Annotated in this window: 22 protein-coding genes; 6 read left to right on the top strand and 16 right to left on the bottom strand. The window is 46.3% G+C overall.

Annotated features, from left to right (window positions below; translation table 11 throughout):
• The first annotated feature begins 61 nt into the window (after window positions 1–61).
• Window positions 62–601: a peptide deformylase gene (def, locus tag ACFO4U_RS01785; protein ID WP_214691101.1), complete on the top strand. Its 540-nt coding sequence runs from the start codon at window positions 62–64 to the stop codon at window positions 599–601.
• Between the two features lies 1 nt (window position 602).
• On the top strand, window positions 603–2,228 hold the full coding sequence (locus ACFO4U_RS01780) for an alpha/beta hydrolase (protein WP_074037380.1): 1,626 nt from the start codon (window positions 603–605) through the stop codon (window positions 2,226–2,228).
• A gap of 41 nt (window positions 2,229–2,269) precedes the next feature.
• Here ACFO4U_RS01780 and ACFO4U_RS01775 read toward each other — a convergent pair whose 3' ends face one another.
• A complete protein-coding gene (locus ACFO4U_RS01775) occupies window positions 2,270–3,727 on the bottom strand; it encodes a phospholipase D family protein (protein WP_215244078.1) in 1,458 nt (485 codons plus the stop codon).
• A 62-nt stretch (window positions 3,728–3,789) separates the two neighbouring features.
• Window positions 3,790–5,457 (bottom strand): ribonuclease J1, encoded by a 1,668-nt coding sequence (rnjA, locus tag ACFO4U_RS01770; RefSeq protein WP_215244079.1) that lies wholly within the window; start codon window positions 5,455–5,457, stop codon window positions 3,790–3,792.
• A 200-nt stretch (window positions 5,458–5,657) separates the two neighbouring features.
• On the opposite strand from rnjA, the gene ACFO4U_RS01765 reads away from it, so the two are divergent.
• Complete coding sequence (locus ACFO4U_RS01765; protein WP_201302237.1) at window positions 5,658–6,446, top strand: Cof-type HAD-IIB family hydrolase; 789 nt, start codon at window positions 5,658–5,660, stop codon at window positions 6,444–6,446.
• Between the two features lie 78 nt (window positions 6,447–6,524).
• Here the strand turns inward: ACFO4U_RS01765 and ACFO4U_RS01760 are convergent, their stop codons facing one another.
• The 5 genes from ACFO4U_RS01760 to ACFO4U_RS01740 form a co-directional block, all read right to left on the bottom strand.
• Window positions 6,525–7,187 (bottom strand): potassium channel family protein, encoded by a 663-nt coding sequence (locus ACFO4U_RS01760; protein WP_015881252.1) that lies wholly within the window; start codon window positions 7,185–7,187, stop codon window positions 6,525–6,527.
• 130 nt (window positions 7,188–7,317) lie between these two features.
• The gene (locus tag ACFO4U_RS01755) at window positions 7,318–8,349 is read right to left on the bottom strand and encodes a cytochrome d ubiquinol oxidase subunit II (RefSeq protein ID WP_215244080.1); all 1,032 of its coding nucleotides are present in this window, start codon (window positions 8,347–8,349) and stop codon (window positions 7,318–7,320) included.
• Window positions 8,350–8,363: 14 nt separating this feature from the next.
• Entirely contained in the window at window positions 8,364–9,752 is a 1,389-nt protein-coding gene (locus tag ACFO4U_RS01750) for a cytochrome ubiquinol oxidase subunit I (protein ID WP_215244081.1), read from the bottom strand.
• A gap of 259 nt (window positions 9,753–10,011) precedes the next feature.
• Window positions 10,012–11,133 carry an N-acetyldiaminopimelate deacetylase gene (locus ACFO4U_RS01745; protein WP_074037384.1) on the bottom strand — a complete coding sequence of 374 codons (1,122 nt, stop codon included), beginning with the start codon at window positions 11,131–11,133 and terminating at the stop codon, window positions 10,012–10,014.
• Window positions 11,133–12,008 carry a LysR family transcriptional regulator gene (locus ACFO4U_RS01740; RefSeq protein WP_074037386.1) on the bottom strand — a complete coding sequence of 292 codons (876 nt, stop codon included), beginning with the start codon at window positions 12,006–12,008 and terminating at the stop codon, window positions 11,133–11,135. The genes ACFO4U_RS01745 and ACFO4U_RS01740 overlap by 1 nt, the downstream gene beginning before the upstream one ends.
• Window positions 12,009–12,116: 108 nt before the next feature.
• Between ACFO4U_RS01740 and ACFO4U_RS01735 the strand changes: the two genes are divergently transcribed.
• The gene (locus tag ACFO4U_RS01735; protein WP_159562030.1) at window positions 12,117–12,503 is read left to right on the top strand and encodes a disulfide bond formation protein B; all 387 of its coding nucleotides are present in this window, start codon (window positions 12,117–12,119) and stop codon (window positions 12,501–12,503) included.
• Window positions 12,504–12,545: 42 nt separating this feature from the next.
• Here the strand turns inward: ACFO4U_RS01735 and nadE are convergent, their stop codons facing one another.
• From nadE to ACFO4U_RS01695, 8 genes are all read right to left on the bottom strand, one after another.
• Entirely contained in the window at window positions 12,546–13,361 is an 816-nt protein-coding gene (gene nadE / locus ACFO4U_RS01730) for an ammonia-dependent NAD(+) synthetase (RefSeq protein ID WP_074037388.1), read from the bottom strand.
• Between the two features lie 110 nt (window positions 13,362–13,471).
• Complete coding sequence (locus ACFO4U_RS01725; protein ID WP_214691104.1) at window positions 13,472–14,272, bottom strand: BsuPI-related putative proteinase inhibitor; 801 nt, start codon at window positions 14,270–14,272, stop codon at window positions 13,472–13,474.
• Window positions 14,273–14,370: 98 nt separating this feature from the next.
• Window positions 14,371–14,565, bottom strand: a complete 195-nt coding sequence (locus ACFO4U_RS01720) for a hypothetical protein (RefSeq protein ID WP_074037391.1) — start codon at window positions 14,563–14,565, stop codon at window positions 14,371–14,373.
• 245 nt (window positions 14,566–14,810) lie between these two features.
• Complete coding sequence (locus tag ACFO4U_RS01715) at window positions 14,811–15,902, bottom strand: virulence factor (protein ID WP_074037949.1); 1,092 nt, start codon at window positions 15,900–15,902, stop codon at window positions 14,811–14,813.
• Window positions 15,903–15,986: 84 nt separating this feature from the next.
• Window positions 15,987–16,226: a hypothetical protein gene (locus tag ACFO4U_RS01710; protein WP_015881242.1), complete on the bottom strand. Its 240-nt coding sequence runs from the start codon at window positions 16,224–16,226 to the stop codon at window positions 15,987–15,989.
• 68 nt (window positions 16,227–16,294) lie between these two features.
• Window positions 16,295–16,855: an NADPH-dependent FMN reductase gene (locus ACFO4U_RS01705; protein ID WP_159562028.1), complete on the bottom strand. Its 561-nt coding sequence runs from the start codon at window positions 16,853–16,855 to the stop codon at window positions 16,295–16,297.
• Complete coding sequence (locus ACFO4U_RS01700; RefSeq protein WP_215244082.1) at window positions 16,842–17,561, bottom strand: alpha/beta fold hydrolase; 720 nt, start codon at window positions 17,559–17,561, stop codon at window positions 16,842–16,844. Before ACFO4U_RS01700 ends, ACFO4U_RS01705 begins: the two co-directional genes overlap by 14 nt.
• On the bottom strand, window positions 17,558–18,133 hold the full coding sequence (locus ACFO4U_RS01695; protein WP_015881239.1) for a GNAT family N-acetyltransferase: 576 nt from the start codon (window positions 18,131–18,133) through the stop codon (window positions 17,558–17,560). Before ACFO4U_RS01695 ends, ACFO4U_RS01700 begins: the two co-directional genes overlap by 4 nt.
• Window positions 18,134–18,282: 149 nt before the next feature.
• Here ACFO4U_RS01695 and ACFO4U_RS01690 point away from each other — a divergent pair, with 149 nt between their 5' ends.
• Window positions 18,283–19,014: a hypothetical protein gene (locus ACFO4U_RS01690; protein ID WP_074037395.1), complete on the top strand. Its 732-nt coding sequence runs from the start codon at window positions 18,283–18,285 to the stop codon at window positions 19,012–19,014.
• A gap of 272 nt (window positions 19,015–19,286) precedes the next feature.
• Window positions 19,287–19,574 carry a hypothetical protein gene (locus ACFO4U_RS01685; RefSeq protein WP_074037396.1) on the top strand — a complete coding sequence of 96 codons (288 nt, stop codon included), beginning with the start codon at window positions 19,287–19,289 and terminating at the stop codon, window positions 19,572–19,574.
• 48 nt (window positions 19,575–19,622) lie between these two features.
• Here ACFO4U_RS01685 and ACFO4U_RS01680 read toward each other — a convergent pair whose 3' ends face one another.
• A complete protein-coding gene (locus ACFO4U_RS01680; RefSeq protein WP_074037398.1) occupies window positions 19,623–20,885 on the bottom strand; it encodes a PTS ascorbate transporter subunit IIC in 1,263 nt (420 codons plus the stop codon).
• Window positions 20,886–20,897 lie beyond the last annotated feature (12 nt).

The following is a 20,897-nucleotide window of genomic DNA, read 5'->3' as shown; positions in this document are numbered from 1 at the left end:
TTCCTTCCTGTTTAAATATGATATAATCAATCATATAAGTTCGATAGAAAGGAAGTTGTGTATGTTAACCATGAAAGATGTCATCCGCGAAGGAGACGAGCGACTTCGCGCGCGTTCAGCCGAAGTTTCGATTCCGCCAACAACAGAAGATTTGGCGTTACTCGACGAGATGGAGACGTTTCTTGTCAATAGTCAAGACCCAGAGATGAGCGAGAAATACGAGTTACGAGGTGGTGTCGGAATCGCCGCACCTCAACTCGGTGTAAATCGCCGTTTCTTCACAGTATTGCTACAAGAAGAGGAAGAGACGTTTAAACTCTCCATCTTCAATCCTAAAATTACAAGTCATTCCGTCGAACAGACATTTTTGAATGGCGGCGAAGGCTGTCTATCGGTCGATCGCGTGGTCAAAGGAAATGTACCTCGTTTTCGTCGAATCACGTTAGAAGGGTTCGACCGCGAGGGGAAGCCGATTAAGCTTCGTCTGCGCGGAATGCGCGCTGTCGTATGTCAGCACGAGCTCGATCATTTAGACGGGATCATGTTCTATGACCGGATCAATATGTCGAACCCGTTAGAAACATACGGCGAACCGATTTAACATGTTTAGTTCGAGAAAAAGGGCACTGTTGTTACTATTCCCATTTTTATTTCTTTTAATCGGTGGATGTGTGCGAATCAATTATGATGCGACCGTCCACTATGACCAATCTGTTTCGCTTGAAACGACTTACGCGTTCCGTGATCATCCAGTCATGAAATTGCTCAATCTCAGACTCGACTGGGATACGTGGAAAGAGCAAGCAGAAGCGAACGGATATGAGACGGAAGATTATTCGAGTCCTGATGACTACGAAGGCATGGTCTTAAAGAAGACATTTAAAAATGTGGACGAGTTGCAACAGATTAAAGAGGAATGGAAAACGGGACCAGCCGGTATTTTAGTCCCTCCGGATATTCAGTTCGACATCGAACAACAGGAAGGCATTTGGTTTGATTCATATACACTCCAAACCAATCTCGACCTCCGACTCGATCGGGTCGACTTACCCGGTGTTGAACTAACCGGCTCCCCCAAAAAATTGGCTGAACGATATATCCGCCAAGCCGACATTCGCTTTAACTTGACTGTTCCGACCGGCGTATTCGTTGAGGATGGAACTGGCCTAGACCTCCGTTCTATGAAACATGTCGAGTGGCAAGTCTACGGCGGTCGGCAAAATAACGTGAAGCTAGTTGCCCATGTACCGAACGTCAACGCTTGGATCGTGACGGGAATCGTTCTGATTGCAGCGGCCGTATTGACTTACTTCATTTGGCGCAAATATCGTCGGAATGTTGGCAACCCAAAAGAGACATCCATTCGTTCACGTCTCCTCGGACTGTTGATCGTCTCACTTTCACTTGCTCTCATCATCGTCACCTTCCGACAAGAGTTGACGAACGAGCGTCAATCCGAGGCGATACGTCAAGCTTCTCAAACGAATGAGTTCATCCCTACGTTTGCAGTTCATGGACTACTCGGGACAGACCGGACGTTCCTCCGCTTCTCTCAAGCGATGGAACAAAGTGGTCAAGCGACTGACGGGGCGCTTTGTACCGTGACTGTCAAAGGCAAGACCGACTGTGAAATATATGATTTTAGTTCAACTCGTCCGATTGTCCGAATCGAGTTCGAAGATGCAGAGGCTTCTTTAAACAATCAGACAAAGTGGTTGAATGCAGCCATTGAAACATATAAAAAAACGAGAAATCGATCATTCGATCGGATGTATATCATTGGCCATAGCATGGGTGGCGTAGCCGCTGCCAACTATATCCTGAATCAAGAGACATACATCGTCGATAAGTTTGTGACGTTCGATAGCCCGTTCGGCGGGACGCGCCTTGCAAACTTCGGTTTATCTGCCAGTAACTTCGGCATTAATACCGGAAGCCCTGCCATCCGTGATTTGTCCCCTAACTCAGACGGACTGCAAGCATTCCAGTCTAAACTCGAGACATGGCCGAGGTCCGTTCAGGTACTCTCCTTCTCTGGACGAGGTGGCGAATTCAATTTGATTGAGCCGGCAAGTTCGCTGTTACTTGAAGAGTATACGAATAACATTCAGACAGAAACTGTGCCGTACGACCATTTCTCGCTTCACCGTAAAAGTGACGTCTTGAAAGAGACCGGGAAATTCTTATATGAATACACGAATGAGTTTAATCCAATCGAGACGAACTAACGTCAAAACAGCTATCCCCAAACTTTGAGGATAGCTGTTTTTTAATAGGTCATCGTCCATGTGACTTTTTGGAGCCAATACATCATATACTTTCCGAGCGGGAGATCCGTTTGAATCTCATCATATGCTACCGTATACGCGCCGTTCTCATTGTTCCATAGACGATTAAAATACTCGTCCACCTCATCAAAGAAGGCTGTATCCACTTCTCCTGTCACTTCGACGTCTGCCTCTAGGTTGTAATCGTTCATGTTCCGGGTCGTATAGTTCCCCGATCCTAAGACAACGGTTTTCTCCTCACCATCTACATAGAGGATTTTTGGATGATATTGTTCCTTACCGACATCATACCAGCGAATCTCGATATGCTCCGGGTTGACGGTGTTCAGTTCTGCCGTCACCGGTAAGTTCGGTAACCCTGATTTCGATCGACCGAACGCATTCGTGTTCGGATCGAGGATCAAGTTCACAGTCACCCCGCGCCCTGCGGCATCCTCGATTGCTTGGATGATATTCCGGTCTGCCAAATAAAACATTCCGATCCAAATGGTGTCTCCATCGTCCGCCCCATTCATTGCATCGAGCACTGATTCTTGAATTTTCCCTTCGGTGACGTAACGAATCTCCATTGGTGCCTCACTCGGCGCATTTTCAATCTTCGACAACGCTTCATCATCAGGGAATCGGCGTGCATCTCCTTTCGAGAACGTCGCGACCGCTTGCTCACCTTCAACGATTTCTTTTAAAATCGGTCCTTTTAAATGGACACCGACATTCGAGTGGTATCCGCTAGCGTCATGTGGATTGGCGGATAGTACAAATCCCTCATTTTCAGTGACCATCACCTTCCGATGGTTCGCTTTGATGTTGAGCAACCTCAAATAAGCACGAACCGTAATGTCCGGTGCCGAAGAGGCCATCGGATTCGGCAACCAGCCGGATTGACTATCACCGAACCATTGAAGCGCCATTCGATAAAACGTGGAGTAAAGAATATTTGGGTCACGAAGTTCGTCGAGATTTGTGTACACGACTTCTACCCCTGCCTCCTCCAGTACATCGAAGTGGTCGGAAACGTGCCCGTTATAAGTCGTATTGATATCGTCTGTAATAAAAACGACTTTCAAGTCCGGATATCGCTCCATTTGCTCAAGCAATGTCGATGACAGGCGCGATGTGATGTCCGGATATTGTCGGTCTTCATTCGAATAAGGATTGAATAAGAAAAAGTCCATGACGATGTATTCTTTTGCCTCACGTATTGCTCGTTCAACTTCACTAAATATCTCTTGTTCGACAATCTCCGTATCTTCCCCTTGATAGGTCAAATCGTGGAGAAAATCGATTTGGTCATCTGTGATGAGATATGGTTCAGATTGTCTCGACACGCCTTCCGGTAATGGTTTGACTTGATGATATACGAGCGTGATGAGAAAAATGACCGCTACGATTGCAGCTCCCCATTTCGGCCACCCTTTCTTCCCCTTTTCCTTCGCCATAAGCTCCCCCTCCTCATTTGCTGGTGAAAAAAACGAGCCGTAGTCTCCTACAGCCCGTCAAATCATACTTCCATAATAATCGGCAGGACCATCGGGTGTCTCCGCGTCTTTTGTGCCAAATAAGGTGTAAGGGTGTCTGAGACGAGTTGTTTCATCTCCGACCACTTCATCTGCTTATTGGACAATCCTTGTTCGACGGTTTTCTTCAACAATCGTTCGCCGTCACGAATCAGACTACCTGATTCACGCATATAGACGAATCCACGTGAGATGATATCTGGTCCTGAGACGAGTTTGCGCGTCTTGCCATCGATGCTGATGACGACGACAACGAGTCCATCTTCAGACAGAATTCGGCGATCCCTTAATACTATATTCCCGATATCACCAATTCCATTCCCATCGATATACACAGCGTTCGCAGAAATTTTGCCAGTGACCGCAGCCGACTCCGAGTCGACAGCAAGCACTTCACCATTATCCATAACGAAACTGTTCTCTTTCGGGATTCCTACCGATTCAGCAAGCTCAGCATGCTTTTTCAACATGCGGTACTCACCGTGAATCGGCATGAAGAATTTTGGATTCAACAGACGAATCATCAATAACTGCTCTTGTTGCGAACCATGACCTGATGTATGAATGTTCGTCAACTTACCGTAGACAACATCCGCTCCCGCTTTATACAACTGGTCAATCGTCTTCCCGACGGAGATGGCATTTCCTGGGATTGGAGAAGAAGAAAAGATGACCGTATCCCCAGGAATGATTGACACTTGACGATGGGTACCATTCGCAATACGGCTGAGCGCTGCCATCGGTTCCCCTTGCGAGCCGGTACAAAGAATCGCGATTCCATTCGGGTCGTAGTGACGCATTTGATTCGCCTCAATGATCATCCCTTTCGGAACGTTGATGAAACCGAGTTCTTGTCCAATCGTCATGACTTTCTCCATCGAACGACCGAAAATCATGAGATGGCGACCTGTCTCGGCACACGCATCGACCACTTGTTGCAAGCGATAGATGTTCGATGCGAATGTTGCAAAGATGATTCGACCATCCGCTTTCCGGAACGTTTCACTAATCGTCCCACCGACAACGCTCTCACTCATCGTGAAGCCTTCCACTTCTGCATTTGTCGAATCGGACAAGAGACAAAGCACGCCTTCTTTTCCGATTTCCGCCATCTTGGCGAGGTCTGCCGGCTCACCTACCGGAGTGAAGTCGAACTTGAAGTCACCCGTATGGACGATGTTCCCTTGTGGCGTCTTGACGACGACACCGAGTGAGTTCGGAATCGAGTGCGTCGTGCGGAAGAACGAGATGCTCGTCTTGCGGAACTTGATGAGTGAATCCTCATCAATCTCATGGAGTTCCGCCTCACGAAGCAACCCATGCTCCTCAAGTTTAACTTTAATCAATCCGAGCGCGAGCTTCGTCGCGTAAATCGGCAATTGCACTTGCTTCAATAAGAATGGAATTCCCCCGATGTGGTCTTCGTGACCGTGAGTGATGAATACCCCTTTTACTTTGTCCTTGTTTTTAATCAGGTACGAGTAATCAGGAATCACATAGTCGATTCCAAGCAAGTCATCCTCTGGGAACATGATTCCCGCATCGATGACGATGATTTCATCTTGGAATTGAACAACATATGTGTTCTTCCCGATTTCTCCGAGTCCGCCCAATGCGAACACGGCTGTTTGGTGGTTCTTAACAAACTTCATTTAATCTCTCCTTACTTCAATTATTAATACATCTATGTGAAACATAAGTGATTCTCGAATATGCCCGTAAGATTCTTTTTTCATTATAGCTCATATCATGACAATATTTCACTAACGATGTGATATTCGTGGTAGTTTCCCTATTTCGTGTTATCCTTTTAGTGGGTTCAGAAAACATATTTTTTAGATAAAGAGAAAGAATGGTGAATCAAATGGAAGATCAAAAGGTTGTTTTCTTCGACATTGACGGCACGCTTTTACATGAAGGTAGTTATATACCGCCTTCCACGATTTCAGCAATTCAGGCATTGCGAGAAAACGGCGTCGAGACATTCATCGCGACGGGACGAGGACCGGCCATGCTATCCGATATCCCAGAACGTGTCGGGATTGATAGTCTTGTTTGCTATAACGGTCAGATTGTCGTGCATAAAGGTGAAATCGTCTATCGTAACACGCTTTCAAAAGATGCACTCGGCCGATTGACGACGCACGCCGCTTCAAATGATCATACTCTCGTCTATTTGGGACAAGACCGTGGTGGTGCTTCAAGACCGAATGATGCCATCGTCAAACAATCGCTCGGTGAACTCGACATGCCGATTCCTTCATTCGAACCGAACTTCCATACAGAAGAAGATGTGTATCAGACGTTACTGTATTGCACGCCTGAAGACGAGCATCATTATATCAACGCCTACCGTGAGTTCGATTTTATCCGTTGGCATCCTCATGCAATGGACGTGATCAACAAAGGGGCCAGTAAGGCAGATGGCATCCGTCACTTTATTGAGACCAATGGCTACCGTCTTGAGAATACGTACGCTTTCGGAGATGCGTTGAACGACTTGGCCATGCTTCAGTATGTAGGTACTGGAATCGCCATGGGCAATGGTCGCACCGAAACGAAAGACGTGGCGGATTTTGTCACGAAATCCATCCTTGAAGATGGAATCGAGTACGGCTTGAAAGCGATGAAACTCATTTAAAAAAGACCTCTTGGAGTCAAACCGTCGAGTTGGATCAATCGATTCAACGATCGCGGCATCGCTCCAAAGGTCTTTTTTTTATCTCGAACGAAGTGTACGCTCTAGTCTATCCAAATCGGTATCCTTCCCGATGATAATCAAAATATCTTCCGATAAAATCATCTCATCCGCTTGAGGAGAAATCAGGACATCATCATCGCGACGAATCGCCACGATGTTCACCCCGTACTTCGCCCGCAAGTCCAAATCGATGAGTGATTTGTTAGATAACTTGTCCGATGCTTTTATTTCGACAATCGAATGTTCATTCGATAATTCGAGGTAGTCGAGGATACTTTGGCTCATCAATCCATTCGCAATTCGAACGCCCATGTCACGCTCCGGGTGGACGATATTGTCTGCCCCAATTCGACGAAGTACTTTTTCATGGTAATCGTTTGTTGCTTTCACCGTGATGATTTGAACACCAAGTTCCTTTAAAATCAACGTCGTCAAAATAGAAGCTTGAATATTCTCCCCGATGGCGACGATGACATGTTCAAAGTTACGAATCCCCAAACTCTTCAACACATTTTCATCTGTTGTATCGGCGATCACGGCATGGGTTGCCAATCCCATAAACTCATTGACACGCTCCTCATCTGAATCGATGGCGAGGACGTCATATCCATTTGAAGACAATTCACGGACGATCGACCCACCAAATCGTCCTAATCCGATGACTGCAAATTCACCTGTCATGATGCTACATCCCTTTCCTACACATGTTCACTTCTTGATTCTTCGTTCAGTGTAACTGATTCCACTTCAAAACTCTATACAAAATACAAAACGGGATTCCCTTTAAATAAAGGAAATCCCGTTCTCGCCATTATGCTTTTCCACTCGAGCGTTTCCCTCGTACGTAGTCGTTGTCAAACAAGAACAAACGGAGCAAGAGGTAGAGTGCCGGAACGAGTAGGAGCAATCCTAAGATGAACACGATGACAAGCGCCACCGCCATCGACTCGTTGACGACACTTCCATTAATGTCGATGTACGGATACAGGATGTAAGGTAAGTGAGAATATCCGTATCCGAACCATGCCATGAAGAACTGTCCCATGACCATCAAGAAGGCAACCCCGTAATTTCGTTTCATATACACGAAGGAGACGGCGATGACGAAGAACAAGAAGCTCATCGCAAACCACCACCAGTTCCCTCCTAGGATACTTTCGTAATGCCACGCAGCTTGCGACTTCAATCCAAAGAAGACGAGACCCGATGCGATAATCGTCGGGACGCTCCAGAATAGAGCCCATTTCCGAACGAGTTCTACGGCATTTTGGTCACGTGCCTTGTCCGCGTAGAACAAGAGGAACATGGCACTAATATAGAGGACGGAGACAATCGCCAAGATGACGACCGTCCAGGAGTAGAAGTTGGTGAACAACTTCGCTCCGTCAAAGAAGACCCCGTTCTCTGTTTCCGTGATGAAACCTCCTTGGCTGACAGTCAGTACCGTCGACATCGAAGCTGGGATGAGTAATCCCGTCGCTCCATAAAGGAACATATAGAGCGTGCTTTCCTTTGAGCCATAGTTAGCGAACGCATAAAAACTACCACGAATCGCAAGCAGAATTAACACGACAGACGCTGGAACGAGCAATGCCGTACCATAGTAATAAGCGGTGTCCGGAAAGAATCCGACAATCCCGACAAAGAAGAAAACGAAGAATACGTTCGTCACTTCCCATGTCGGTGACAAATACCGTTTGACGAGTCGGTTCACTAAGTGATCACGTTTCGTATAGCGGCTATAGAAAGCGAAGAAGCCTGCACCGAAGTCAATCGATGCGACGATGAGATAGCCGTATAGGAACGTCCATAAGACGGCAATCCCTAATTCTTGAATTTGCATGTCATACCCTCCGATCACACTTCATCCGCAAACATCGCTTCACCACGATGCTCGGATTGTTTTAGTTCTTTCCCTACCGGATTCTCTTTGAACAGGCGTGATAGGACAACCACAGTCACTGTTCCAAGTACCGCGTAGAGGATCGCGAAAGCGACAAGCATCCAACCGACGTTCGCTGAAGTCGTAGCTGCCTCACTCGTACGCATTAACTCATATAACGCCCAAGGTTGACGACCAAATTCAGCGAAGAACCACCCAAACTCAATCGCTGCCATGGCTAGCGGTCCACCGGCTGCAATCGCAAAGAGCATCGGCTTGCTGAACTGGTTCAAACGTTTAATATAGCGGCCGAGTACAAACAGGAAGGAGATGAGTGCGAGAAGCATCCCAATTCCGACCATCGCATCAAATAGATAGTGAACGAAGAGCGGCGGTTGATCTTTTTTCGCAAACTCATTGAGACCCGTCACCTCGTAGTTCGGGACTCCACCTGCAAGAATAGAGAGCGCGTAAGGAATCTTCAAGGCGCCTCGGACTTCATAGCCACCTTGACCATCATCTTCTAACCATCCACCCAAAATCAATTCAGCCTCGGAGGAGGTTTCGAAATGCCATTCTGCCGCGGCTAATTTATCTGGTTGGTACTGAGCCAAATATTTACCTGAGAAGTCACCGACGAGCGCTGTCGCAATCGCAAAGATCAAAGCGACCGTCATCGTCAGACGGAGACCTTTCTTGTGATATTCAATCGACATCTTGTCGAGTTGATTTCGACGTTGACGTAACAACTGAACGGCTGCAATCGCAGCTAGAATGAACGCGGATGTTAAAATAGCTGAAGTCAACACGTGTGCCATTTTAGTCGGCATAGCCGGACTGAACATCGCCTCGAGTGGGCTGACATTTGCCAATCGACCATCGACAATATCAAACCCTACAGGCTGGTTCATAAAACTGTTTACCGTTGTGATAAAGAACCCTGAGAACAATGCACCGACTGCAACCGGTATCCCGAGAAGCATGTGGTGCCACGGATTTTTAAATCGATCCCACGTGTACAAGTAAATACCAAGGAAAATCGCTTCAAAGAAGAAGGCGAACGTTTCCATGAAAAGCGGGAGCGCAATCGTTTGACCCGCAACGCGCATCAAATTCGGCCAGAGAAGTGAAAGCTGCAGACCGATGGCCGTACCTGTCACAACCCCAACTGCTACCGTCACGACATAGCCACGCGACCAACGGCGAGCCATGAGCGTGTATTTCGGGTCTTTTTTACGTATTCCTAAAAATTCTGCCAATAAAATTAAAAGTGGAACCCCGACGCCGAGTGTGGCAAAAATCACATGAAAACCTAATGTGAGTGCCGTCAATGCTCGACTCATCAGGACAGGATCTTGAAACATCTATTGATTACCTCCTATCTCTCTCTATCGCTTCGAACCCATGTATGAAACGACAATCACAGATGAATACCCTTCGATACTTACATCATAATGATTTTATATTGCGCTGTAATGTCTCAATGCTCGAGTTCGCAAAATGTTCACATTTGAGCAATCGCCACAAAATCGTCGCTTTACATGAATAAATCTTTCCCTTTTTCACCCTCGTTCACTCCTTTTCGGGCACACTAAAAGCGGACTCAATCGAGACCGCTTCATGTTATTGAATCATGACATTACGGAAGTAGTGGTCGAATAAATCGATGGCTACTTCAATCGAACGTTCATCCGGGTTGAGTGTCGATTGATGAAGTCCTGATCCCATATCGTTTACGCCTAACCAAACCATGAATCCAGGGACCTGTTTCAACATATATCCAAAATCTTCACCCGTCATGGCAGGGACACACGTTTTATAAGAATAGCCGACCTCTTCCACCGCTTCCTCGAATTGATAGAGGTAACGTTCGTCATTGACGACCTCGTGATAGCGATTACCAAATTCAAGGTCAATCTGAACGTTATACGTCATCTCGACACCGGCAATGATTTGACGAATCCGGCTTTCAAGCACGACCATTTCTTTGTCGGACAATGCACGGACCGTCCCATCCAATTTGGCCGTATCAGCGATGATATTTTCTTTCGTTCCTGCTGCGACTTTTCCGATACTGACGACCGCACTTCCCATCGGGTCAATGTTCCGTGACACAATCGTTTGCAGTTGCATGATGAGGGCGGCCTGAACGATAACAGCGTCAATCCCTGCGTGAGGGAAAGCACCATGCCCCCCTTTTCCATGAATGGTGATATGAAGCTCTCGCGCACTCGCAAACAACACGCCCGGTCTTGAAGCGACCATGCCGACAGGATATTCAGGCGCGACATGCAAGCCGAACAGTGCATCCGGCCGGAAGTGATAGAACAATTCTGATTTCGCCATCGGTTCGGCTCCTCCCGGGCCCTCTTCGGCCGGTTGGAAAAAGACGACAAGGTGATGGTTAAGCGGTTCCTCGACCGCTCGTTTAATTAACCCAAGCGCGATCGACATGTGCACATCATGTCCGCATGCATGCATCATTCCTTCGTGAATCGATGCGAATTCTAGCCCCGTCTCTTCCGTGATGGGCAGTCCATCCATATCAGCTCGATATCCAATCGTCTTCTCACCGACGAGACCATCTACCCGGACGAAAAGACCTGTTCGCCAGTGTGTGATGTGAACACGTGGTGAATCGAGCGATCGAATCAATTGCTCAAGTGTCGCTTGTGTTTTGAACTCTTCATATCCGGCTTCCGGAATTAAATGCAGCTGTCTTCTCGCTTCAATTGCCCAATTCATCATTCAGTCTCCTTCGTAATTTCTTCAACGATCTTCCAAAACGCTTGAACTTGCGCCAACTCCAACATCGATTCTGTCGAAAGCATCCATGTGTCCCGTACGAGTGGCACACCACCCGACGACGTCAATGGAATCTTATTCATCTCATTCACATCTTTGATGGTCGATTCAGGGAGAATCGCGAACCCGATTCCGTGTAACGCCATCTGTTTGCATGTCTCGATTTGATCGACGACCAGCGTCGTCAGAGGTGGACTCGAAAACCGTTCCTGCCACCACTCTAATATTTCCTGGTAATAAGTCGAGTCACTCTTGAATTGAATAAACGAGCGCTCATTGTTTTTTAGTTGGGAGAGGTCGGTCATTTTTAGATCGACCAAATGCAAGGAATCGGAGAACAACTTCATCCGTTCTCCTCGCCAATCAGGATTCCCTCGAATGATTCCGATATGAAAATTCTCTTCGAGCATATAACGCATCATTTCGCTCGACCATCCGGTGACCAATTTGACACGGACAGACGGATAGCGTTCAACGAACGTCTTCAATACCTTGGGTAACCAATATTGTCCCATGATAGAGGCGACGGCAATTTTCAACGTCCCGTACACTTCCCCTTGGTTGGCAGTCAGTTCACCCCTCAGTTCTTGTTCTTCGCTGTACATCTTTTTGGCGAACTCGATGATTTTCTCCCCATCTGGCGTCAATGCGAGCCCTCTTGTGGAGCGAACGAAAATCTTCTTTCCCCACTGATGTTCGATGGTCACGAGCCGTTGACTGAGCGCTGGTTGTGAGACAAACAACCGCTCGGCTGCTTTCCGCATATTCAATTCTTCCGCAAGAATAATTAACACTTCTACTTCCGAAACTTGCATCACGTCACCTGTTTCTCTATCGTTTGAAAGATTGTATACTGAATAAGTATTTGTTTCAATGTATCATATCATGTTTAATCATCAATTTGATTGTTAGGAGGAAATCTGATGCAACGTCATCATTTCGCCTTTATCGTTGCGACCGTCGCGACGCTCGGCAGCCTTTATTTTTCAGAGATCATGCTCTTTTTACCTTGTAAGTTGTGTTGGTTCCAACGCATCTTTATGTATCCACTAGCCATCTACTACTTGACTATCATGTTGACTGCACGAGACGTCAACCGCTTGTTCGTAGGGATTATGGCCGGTGCCGGATGGTGTATCAGTCTGTATCACGTTATTTTAGAACGTATCCCGAACGGTGAAGCCTTCTGTACGAACGACTGCCTGATTCGTTGGGTCAACTATTTTGGATTCGTCACCATCCCACTCCTCAGTTTTATCGCCTTTACCTGCATCCTGATCGTTCAGTTCGTACCGCTTAAGAAAGCGTAAGACAACAAAGGAGAAGCTGTCTCGAGACAGCTCCTCCTTTTTTCATTGCCACCATTCGTCGTACAACGAGGCAGGCATGTGATGCTTGTGGCGTGAACGTTTAAAAATTGTCTCGATTCGCTCGGCGATTGTTGGGTCGATTGTCTTCCCTTCCAAATAGTCGTCCAGCTGATCATACGTCATACCGAGTGCGACTTCGTCAGGAAGTCCAGGGCGACCATCTTCAAGGTCAGCCGTCGGCACCTTATAAATCACACGCTCATGCGCTTCAAGTTCATGGAGAAGTGCTTTCCCTTGACGTTTGTTCAAACCGGTCAACGGTGTGAGGTCACAAGCTCCGTCACCGTGTTTTGTATAAAATCCTGTCACATATTCCGCAGCATGATCCGTTCCGACCACAAGGGCACCGAATGTTGCCGCGATATCGTATTGTGCCTTCATCCGCTCACGTGCCTTCGTATTCCCTTTATGGAAGTCACTCAATTCGAGACCCGTTGCACGGTTAAACGCTTCAACCGATGCGTCAACAGCAGGCTTAATGTTGACAGTGAACGATTTGTCCGGACGAATGAACTCAAGCGCAAGTTGCGCGTCATGCTCATCGTGTTGCTCACCATATGGCAATCTGATCGCATAAAATGTATACTCGCCACCCGTTTCTTCACGAAGCTCTTCCATGGCGAGTTGACATAGCTTTCCGGCAAGGCTTGAGTCTTGCCCACCTGAGATACCTAGGACGAGTCCTTTCGCACCGGCTCGTTTCACATATGCTTTCAAAAAGTCGATGCGTTGACGAATTTCTTCTTTCGGGTTGATGGTCGGTTTGACATGTGTTGATTCAATGATATGTTGTTGCATGGATTGCCCTCCCACTATGCTCTCATTTTGCTTTATTGTCTGATAATCCTTATACCCCGTCAACTAGCGTCTCAAAAAGAAAGACGGAAACAACAGTTTCCGCCATGGCTTTATTGAACTTTAAATGATGTGACCTCTCCACCGATTGGTGTCATTTCTAAGAACAACGGTTGATCTTTCGCCGGTGCTTCATCGAGCAATACCCCAAACGTGAAGCCACCGCCGGTCACTTCGGCTGCGCCTTGAGCGTAAATATTGTGTCCGTCTGACACAGACCACTCGAACTCGACTTCATCCGTATACCCGCTCACTTGAATCATCGTGTCATTCAAATCAATTTGTACATCGCGGAACGCACCGTCCGATTGCGGCTCTGTTGCTGGTGTTTCTTCCGGTGTTTCTGATGTACCTTCATCCGGAGTTTCTGTTGCAGCAGATTCAACCGTGAACGTCGTCTCATCTGTCACAGCAATTTCAGGTGCCCCATCAACTTGACCGAGCCCAATCACTTCGACCGAATATTCGCCAGCCTCTAATTCATCTAACAGGAAGACCTCATCGAAGATCTTTTGTTCATCCGCTGCCCACTTTTCTTCGATAATCGATTCCGTGAACATAAATTCGCTACCATAATCAAACACGATTTTGTCACCTTGTTTGATAATCAACTGATAGCGCTGTGACGTATTGAATGTCACATCCACGGCTTCCTCATTTGGGTTCGTCATTTTGATTGTTGCTGATAATGCTTGGGCTACTGAATCGTATGCCATTTCCGTGTCGAGCGTCAATGGAGCCGGTGGTTCAGACGAATCACTGTTTACTTGACTCGGTTTCGCCTCTTCTTTCCCACATCCCGCTACGACTAATAAGATTGCCGTCACTACGGCGAGCAACCAAGTTTTCTTCATGGATCCCACTCTCCTCAACAAAATAAAAAACGTCTATAGCACTAGTGTATACAATGTGCAGACGTTTGTAATGATTTCCCTTATATTATTTACCTTTTTTACGAAACTTTAGTTTGTTCCATGTATTGTTGCCAACCGGTCATGAACAATGAATCTGCGATATCGAGATCAGACCGGACTTGAGCCGTGACAGAGAACGTCTCACTGTGCATCGATTCAAACGTGACGACCATCGTTTCTCCTACTACTTCCTTATAAGCTACAAGTTCAGGCGTTTCTGCAAACAATATCATAAGTATGGCTCCTTTGTTCATCTGTGATAAATCTAGTGTACCAATCTGAAACCAAGATATATGTCCTATCGTTCGACAGCATAACAATGACATTTTACCTATTGTCGAAACGTTTACATCAAATGTTAGTCAATTGGGGAAATGTGCATGTGTTTTTGTGAAAAAAAGGAGCAATCCGCAATGCAGATGCTCCTCTTTACCTTAAATTGTAAATCAAAATGATTCGACACATGTCGAACGAAACCTCATTTCGAGCGGTTCGAAATTTGTTGCCATACCGTCCCGAGTGCTGTCTCGCCGCTCGTGATCCGCTCTTTCGCAAGTCGCGCTTGTAAAGAGACCTCGAACTCGCGATCTTCCTCCGCGATTGACAAGGCAGGTACAGCCCGTTCATCTCCACAATCGAATAAGAAACGAGCCGCTCGCCAACGTACGAGTTTGTTTTTATCTTTCAGCGCCTCAATCATTGAAGGTTGTGACTGAGGTAATGCCCAATCGGAGACCGTATCCCCAGCTGTTCGTCGCACAATAGGAGAAGCGTCCACTAAAGCTTGTTCAATATATGTGACATATTCCTCACGTCGTTCTTCAAACATCCCGATCATGACGACCGCTTGTCGACGAATTGCCATCACGGAATCTTCCAAGGCACGACGGAAATAGGGCATATTCTCATGATGGATTTCGAGTTCATCCAGGAATGCCATCCGATCTTTCCAATTTTCCGACTGCAAATGGTTCGCGTTTGCCTCAAAATCTGCTTCACGACCAAACGCACGGGCCACGATCCGTTCGATGCGCTCTTCAGGATACGCCGCTTCCAATTCTTCTTGCGCGATGACACTGACTTCATCCAATTCACCATAGCGTGGGGCTTGCTCTACCCAACGACGGTCTTGAATGACATTCTTCACTTGTGCTTGAACTTCCATCGCTGCATCGACAAATCGTTTCGACAGCCCGATTCGTTTTTCTTCGTCCCCTTTGACGAGTTTTAATTGCATCGGTACATCGAGCACGAACTGGACGGATACATGGACTGGTTCATAGTCCGTATCCATCTTTGTGGATTCGACTTCCTCAACTTGTTCCCCGAACGCCCGTCGGATTTCATTCATGACGTCATGCCAATCATGTTTCGGATGTCGCTCGACAGCGAGAAAATCAGACACGGCGTAAACGGATTTGACGCCTCGAAGCCCAATGATTTCTTGAATGATGGCTGGGGCATCCGTACTCGCTTTATCGTACGTTATGCCTCTCCCTTCGAACGGAGGGTCCACAATGATTTTCAAGTTATTCGGACTTGGTGTCGGTTCGATTGCTACTAGTTTCATCCTCATCACCTCACTTTTCATCGTGACGAAAATGACAAAAAAACGCAAGCGAGTCGCTTGCGTTCGATCAATCCTCTATTTTACTTAAAACAACGCGATAAACTGTTGGAGTGAATACGTCGTCCCATCCACAGTAAATGTGTCGTCCTCTGAAATCGGTTCAAGGAAGAAACGTTTTTCACCATCTTCTTTCACGTAACCAAAAATATGATTGGATTGATAGAACAATTCAACAATCGTCATTCGTCCAAATGTCATCCCATCGTTCATTACCGCCCGATCACCTAATTCGCCGCCATTGTACAGTTCGATGTAAGTTTCCATTTTGGTGTCGCTCCTCTTGTGTTTGTTTTCACAATTCCTTTCTATCAAACAACATGAGCGACTTCAAGTTAATTTTTTGTGTTACGCTTCCAAAATTCTATCCATTTACGATATTCCGATAATGTTTTGTTAATTTGATTAATCGACTTCTCATCGTGCAACCCACTATCATCAATCTTTTCTTTACAATGCGTGATGAAAATTTCATTTCCCGGTAAAACATTTGCACGATTTGTGGCAAATACTTGTCGGAGATGGATTTGGCATCTGGCGGTTCCAAGTATGCCAGGCGAGGCCCCGGCGATCATGACCGGTTTATCCCGAAGTGGCGTCCCTGGCTCGAGCGAAAGCCAGTCGATCGCATTCTTTAGGACGCCCGGGATGCTATGGTTATATTCGGGGGTGACAATCAATAATCCATCAGCTTCCCGAACGACTTGCTTCAAAGTAGCCACAACCTCTGGTTCATCTGGATCAATCAAATCATCATTGAACAGTGGAAGTTCGATGGAGACGACTTCAATGTCGAAATCATCTTGAGCCAGTTCAATGATCGAATGCAAAAGAGCGGTATTAAAAGATTTCTTTCTAAGACTTCCTGACATAGCGATTAACTTATACTTTTCCATGATCCACCTCCTGCATCCATTCGTTCATGATTTTTGCTTCTTCTTCAGGGGACTCCATCATCCCCATATGACTGAACGGAACGATTGCTTTAGTATGTCGTGACGCACCTAAAAACGCCCGCTCCTCATTCATATTCGGGTCTTTTGAGCCGTAAATGAATAGGCCGGGGAGGTGAGTCGTTTCGACGGTGTCCACTTCGTCTTCACGATCCCGGATCGCCTGTTGCGCGTTCACGATTCCCTCGACCGTCATCTCATATCCGATTGCAATCGCTTGTTGAACGAGCGCCGGGTCGGAATCACTTGAGAAGACATTTGGAATCATTCCGTCAATAAACGGCTCGACCCCTTCTTCGATGACTTGATGAATGGCACCGTTTCGCTTCTCCCGCGCTGCTTCTGTATCCGCGGCAGCCGTCGAGTGAATCAATACAAATCCTGATATTTCTGTTCCATAGCGACGCACGAGGTTAGTCGTCACGTAGCCTCCGAAAGAATGCCCACATACAAGGGGACGCTCAAGGCCTCGAAGACGAATTTCTTCGATGACCCAGTCCGCAAAATGATCCATCGTTTCCGGCCCCACGTCCGTCCTAGCATGACCGGGTAATGTGAGCGTGTGGACTTCGGCATTCAATAACGGTTCCAATTGTTCAAAGTACTTTGGAGAACCGCACAACCCATGTAACAATACGAGTGCTTTCATATCATCGAGTGCTCCTTTTCTTCCCATTCTGTTTTGAGTAGCCGATACATAGTCAAATCCATGAATCGACCATGGCTATATGCATAATCTTGTAGAAGTCCCTCTTCAATAAATCCCAATTTTTGAACGAGACGATTCGACCCTTCATTCCCTGGTGCGACCAACGCAGAGATTCGATGAAACTTGAATTCTTCAAAACCGTATTGAATGACAGCTGAAGCGGCTTCGAAAGCCACCCCTTGTCTCCAATAGTGAGGGGAAACCTCAAACCCGATTTCGGCGCGATAATATTGGGGCGTCCAATTATGGAATCCAATCGTTCCAACCAATTCATTCGTCATCCGATCGCATATCGCCCAGCGAATGGCCTTCCCTTGCTGAAATTGATCTTTAAAGTAAGCGATCACGTTCTTCGCCTCATAGACGGCAAGCAACGGGTCCGACCCATAATATCGCATCACTTCCTCAGTGGATAGAATGGTATATAGTGCTCTAGCATCACGCGGTTCTAGCTCTCGCAGGATAAACCGGGGCGTAGCGAGCTCAGGAAAACTCCGTTTTAATCCCCACATGTGGAACCCGCCTTTCCTATTCGTTTCCTCAATTATACTTCTATTTTCCCAAATGTATCGAACTCAACCCTCTGGTACCGTCTCAAGATGGCGGAAAGCATGTGTTTTTGCTACTATAATCGTAGTATGTCAAACTGAGGGGATACCATATGTCAAAACAACTCTTTTATTTGAAGCAAGACCGGGACGTCCAACGCTTCACACTCCATGGTGTGACGTTGGCGGATGTAACAGAAGCGCTTTCCGTGACGAGACCGATGATTATTTGTCGAACGGATATCAAAGGGATGAGACAATCCTCGAGGTCGCGTTTTCGTTATATTGAAGCGCATGAACTATCTTCGTTCTCGTCTAAGTATTTGAATAACCAAACAACATTCACAGCGATCGATTTTCCGGACTACAACACGCTCGAAACTCTGTCCGATCATGAAATTGCAGAAATCTTGTTTTTAAGTCATATGGAACGCGGAATCAAGAAGCCGTTCTTGGATTCGCTCGATAATGAGATTGTGTTCTTCAATGAAGCAAACGATCGACATAGCAGTCTTTATATTCGCGATTGGTCGACAATCAATCGTTTCGTTCAAAACATGTTGCAAAGTAAACTTGATCGTGATATTCGTAACATCAGTTTTGTTCCGATTCCACTTCCTGTCATTGATGAATTACTCGAGTTGGCACCTCAAGGTCTGATCATCGATTTCGATCATACGAAACGCAGTTTGTTCAATCGCCAAATCGTCATCTCATTCTATGTAGCGGGTCGCTATGAAGACATGTCCGTTCTTGAAGAGGACTTCGATGCGAAGAAAGAATCCATCGCCTTAAAAGGACAGTTGTTGTATCGCCGTCGTACATGGCAGATTGAGCGATTATAAGGTCATACATGTAACCAATAGATGCGAACCTCTGAAAACGGGGTTCTTTTTTGTTATTTTCAGACCGATTGTTTCAACCTTATTCCTATGCTAGACAGGGTTGAACGCTATTCTTAAAAATTGATAACAAATTGTCTTAATTTTTTGTTAAATTAACACTTTTCTTTTTCGAACGAGGCGTTATACTAGGAATAACCTTCTGGAGGAATGGAAGGCAATATAGAGAAAGCGAGGTGAAAATCTATTCATCACGCGATGGATAGATACACGAAATGGAACAACTGAAAGTACAAGGAGTCTCATCGTTCACCAAGTTTGCGACGAATGGAAAAATGCTGAAACTTAAAGATGCTCACGCAGGAGAACAGCGCATTTCACTACAGGATGCGACGGATATTCAAGTCTCTCTGCTCGACGAAGACCATTCGCGCTTCACTATATTTGGTCACGCTCACCCTTTGGTGGAGCTGATCCTTCCTCACAATTCTTGTGAAGTCCTCTATGCTTGGTTACTACACAAGATGAAACGACAAAAAATCAAACTCGCTTCGAACGCGTAAAAAAATGAGGTCTTGTCTCCATATGGGAGAAAGACCTCATTTTTCACATTATGAGAACAATGAAACGAGCCAACTGACTAGAATGCCCACAATAGCAAAGTCAGAGTCTCCAAACGTCGTACTTTCAAAACCTAAGTTCCCTAATAGCGGAAGTAACAAAGCCGGTAAGAAACTAATCAGAATTCCGTTAGCAATCGATCCAAGAATCGCTCCTCGACGTCCACCCGTAGCGTTCCCGAATACTCCCGCTGTCGCTCCTGTAAAGAAGTGAGGTACGAGACCCGGGACGATGACCGCCAAACCAAACAACGGTAATAGAAACATCGAAAATAATCCAGCGGCAAAACTTGCAAGAAATCCAATAATGACAGCGTTTGGTGCAAACGGGAAAACTGTCGGACAATCGAGCGCAGGTTTTGCGTTCGGAACCATCTTATCAGCAATCCCTTTAAAGGCAGGTACGATTTCGGCAATCAACATGCGAACCCCCGCAAGTACGATATACACGCCCGCTGCAAAAGTAATGGCTTGGATGATAGAGAAGACGATATAGTTCGACCCATCTGATAATTCTGTCTCAATGAACGCAGGACCGGCAAAGATTGCGACGACCACGAAGAGTAAGGTCATCGTCAACGAAACTGCTACCGACGTATCACGTAAAAAACCAAGTTGTTTCGGTACTTGAATCTGCTCGGTTGAATGCTCTTTGTTTCCCGCATATTTTCCGATTGTCCCTGAAACAAAGTATCCGAGTGACCCGAAATGTCCAACTGCAAAATCGTCAGAGCCAGTAATTTGACGTACAAAAGGTTGAAGGAGTGCCGGGAATAAGACCATACAGAGTCCTAGCAATACCGATCCGACAATGATCAATAACGTACCATCGAGTCCTGATACGGATAAAATTGCTGCTAGTAAGCTTGCCATAAATAACGTATGGTGACCTGTCAAGAAGATGTATTTAAATGGCGTGATACGTGCGAGCACGATATTCATAACCATACCGAACACCATGATCATTGCCGTTTCGACACCAAACGCATCTTGCGCAACCGCAACGATCGCTTCGTTGTTCGGAATGACCCCTCGGATACTGAACGCTTCGTCAAACATCTGTCCGAATATGTCTAGTGCCGCTATGATGACGCCGGCACCTGCCCCGATAATCACAAACCCCATGATTGTCTTCAATGTACCAGAGACGATTGAAGCAATATCTTTCTTCTGTAGAACGAGCCCAATCAAAGCGAACAGTCCAACCAGTATGGCAGGTGTCCCCAATATATCTCGCATAATCAAATCAAGCATGAGCGTTCCCCC

Origin of the sequence: Exiguobacterium profundum (assembly GCF_042652865.1) — a bacterium.
GTDB classification, from domain to species: Bacteria; Bacillota; Bacilli; order Exiguobacteriales; family Exiguobacteriaceae; genus Exiguobacterium; species Exiguobacterium profundum.
This window is presented reverse-complemented; position numbering and strand designations above follow the sequence as displayed.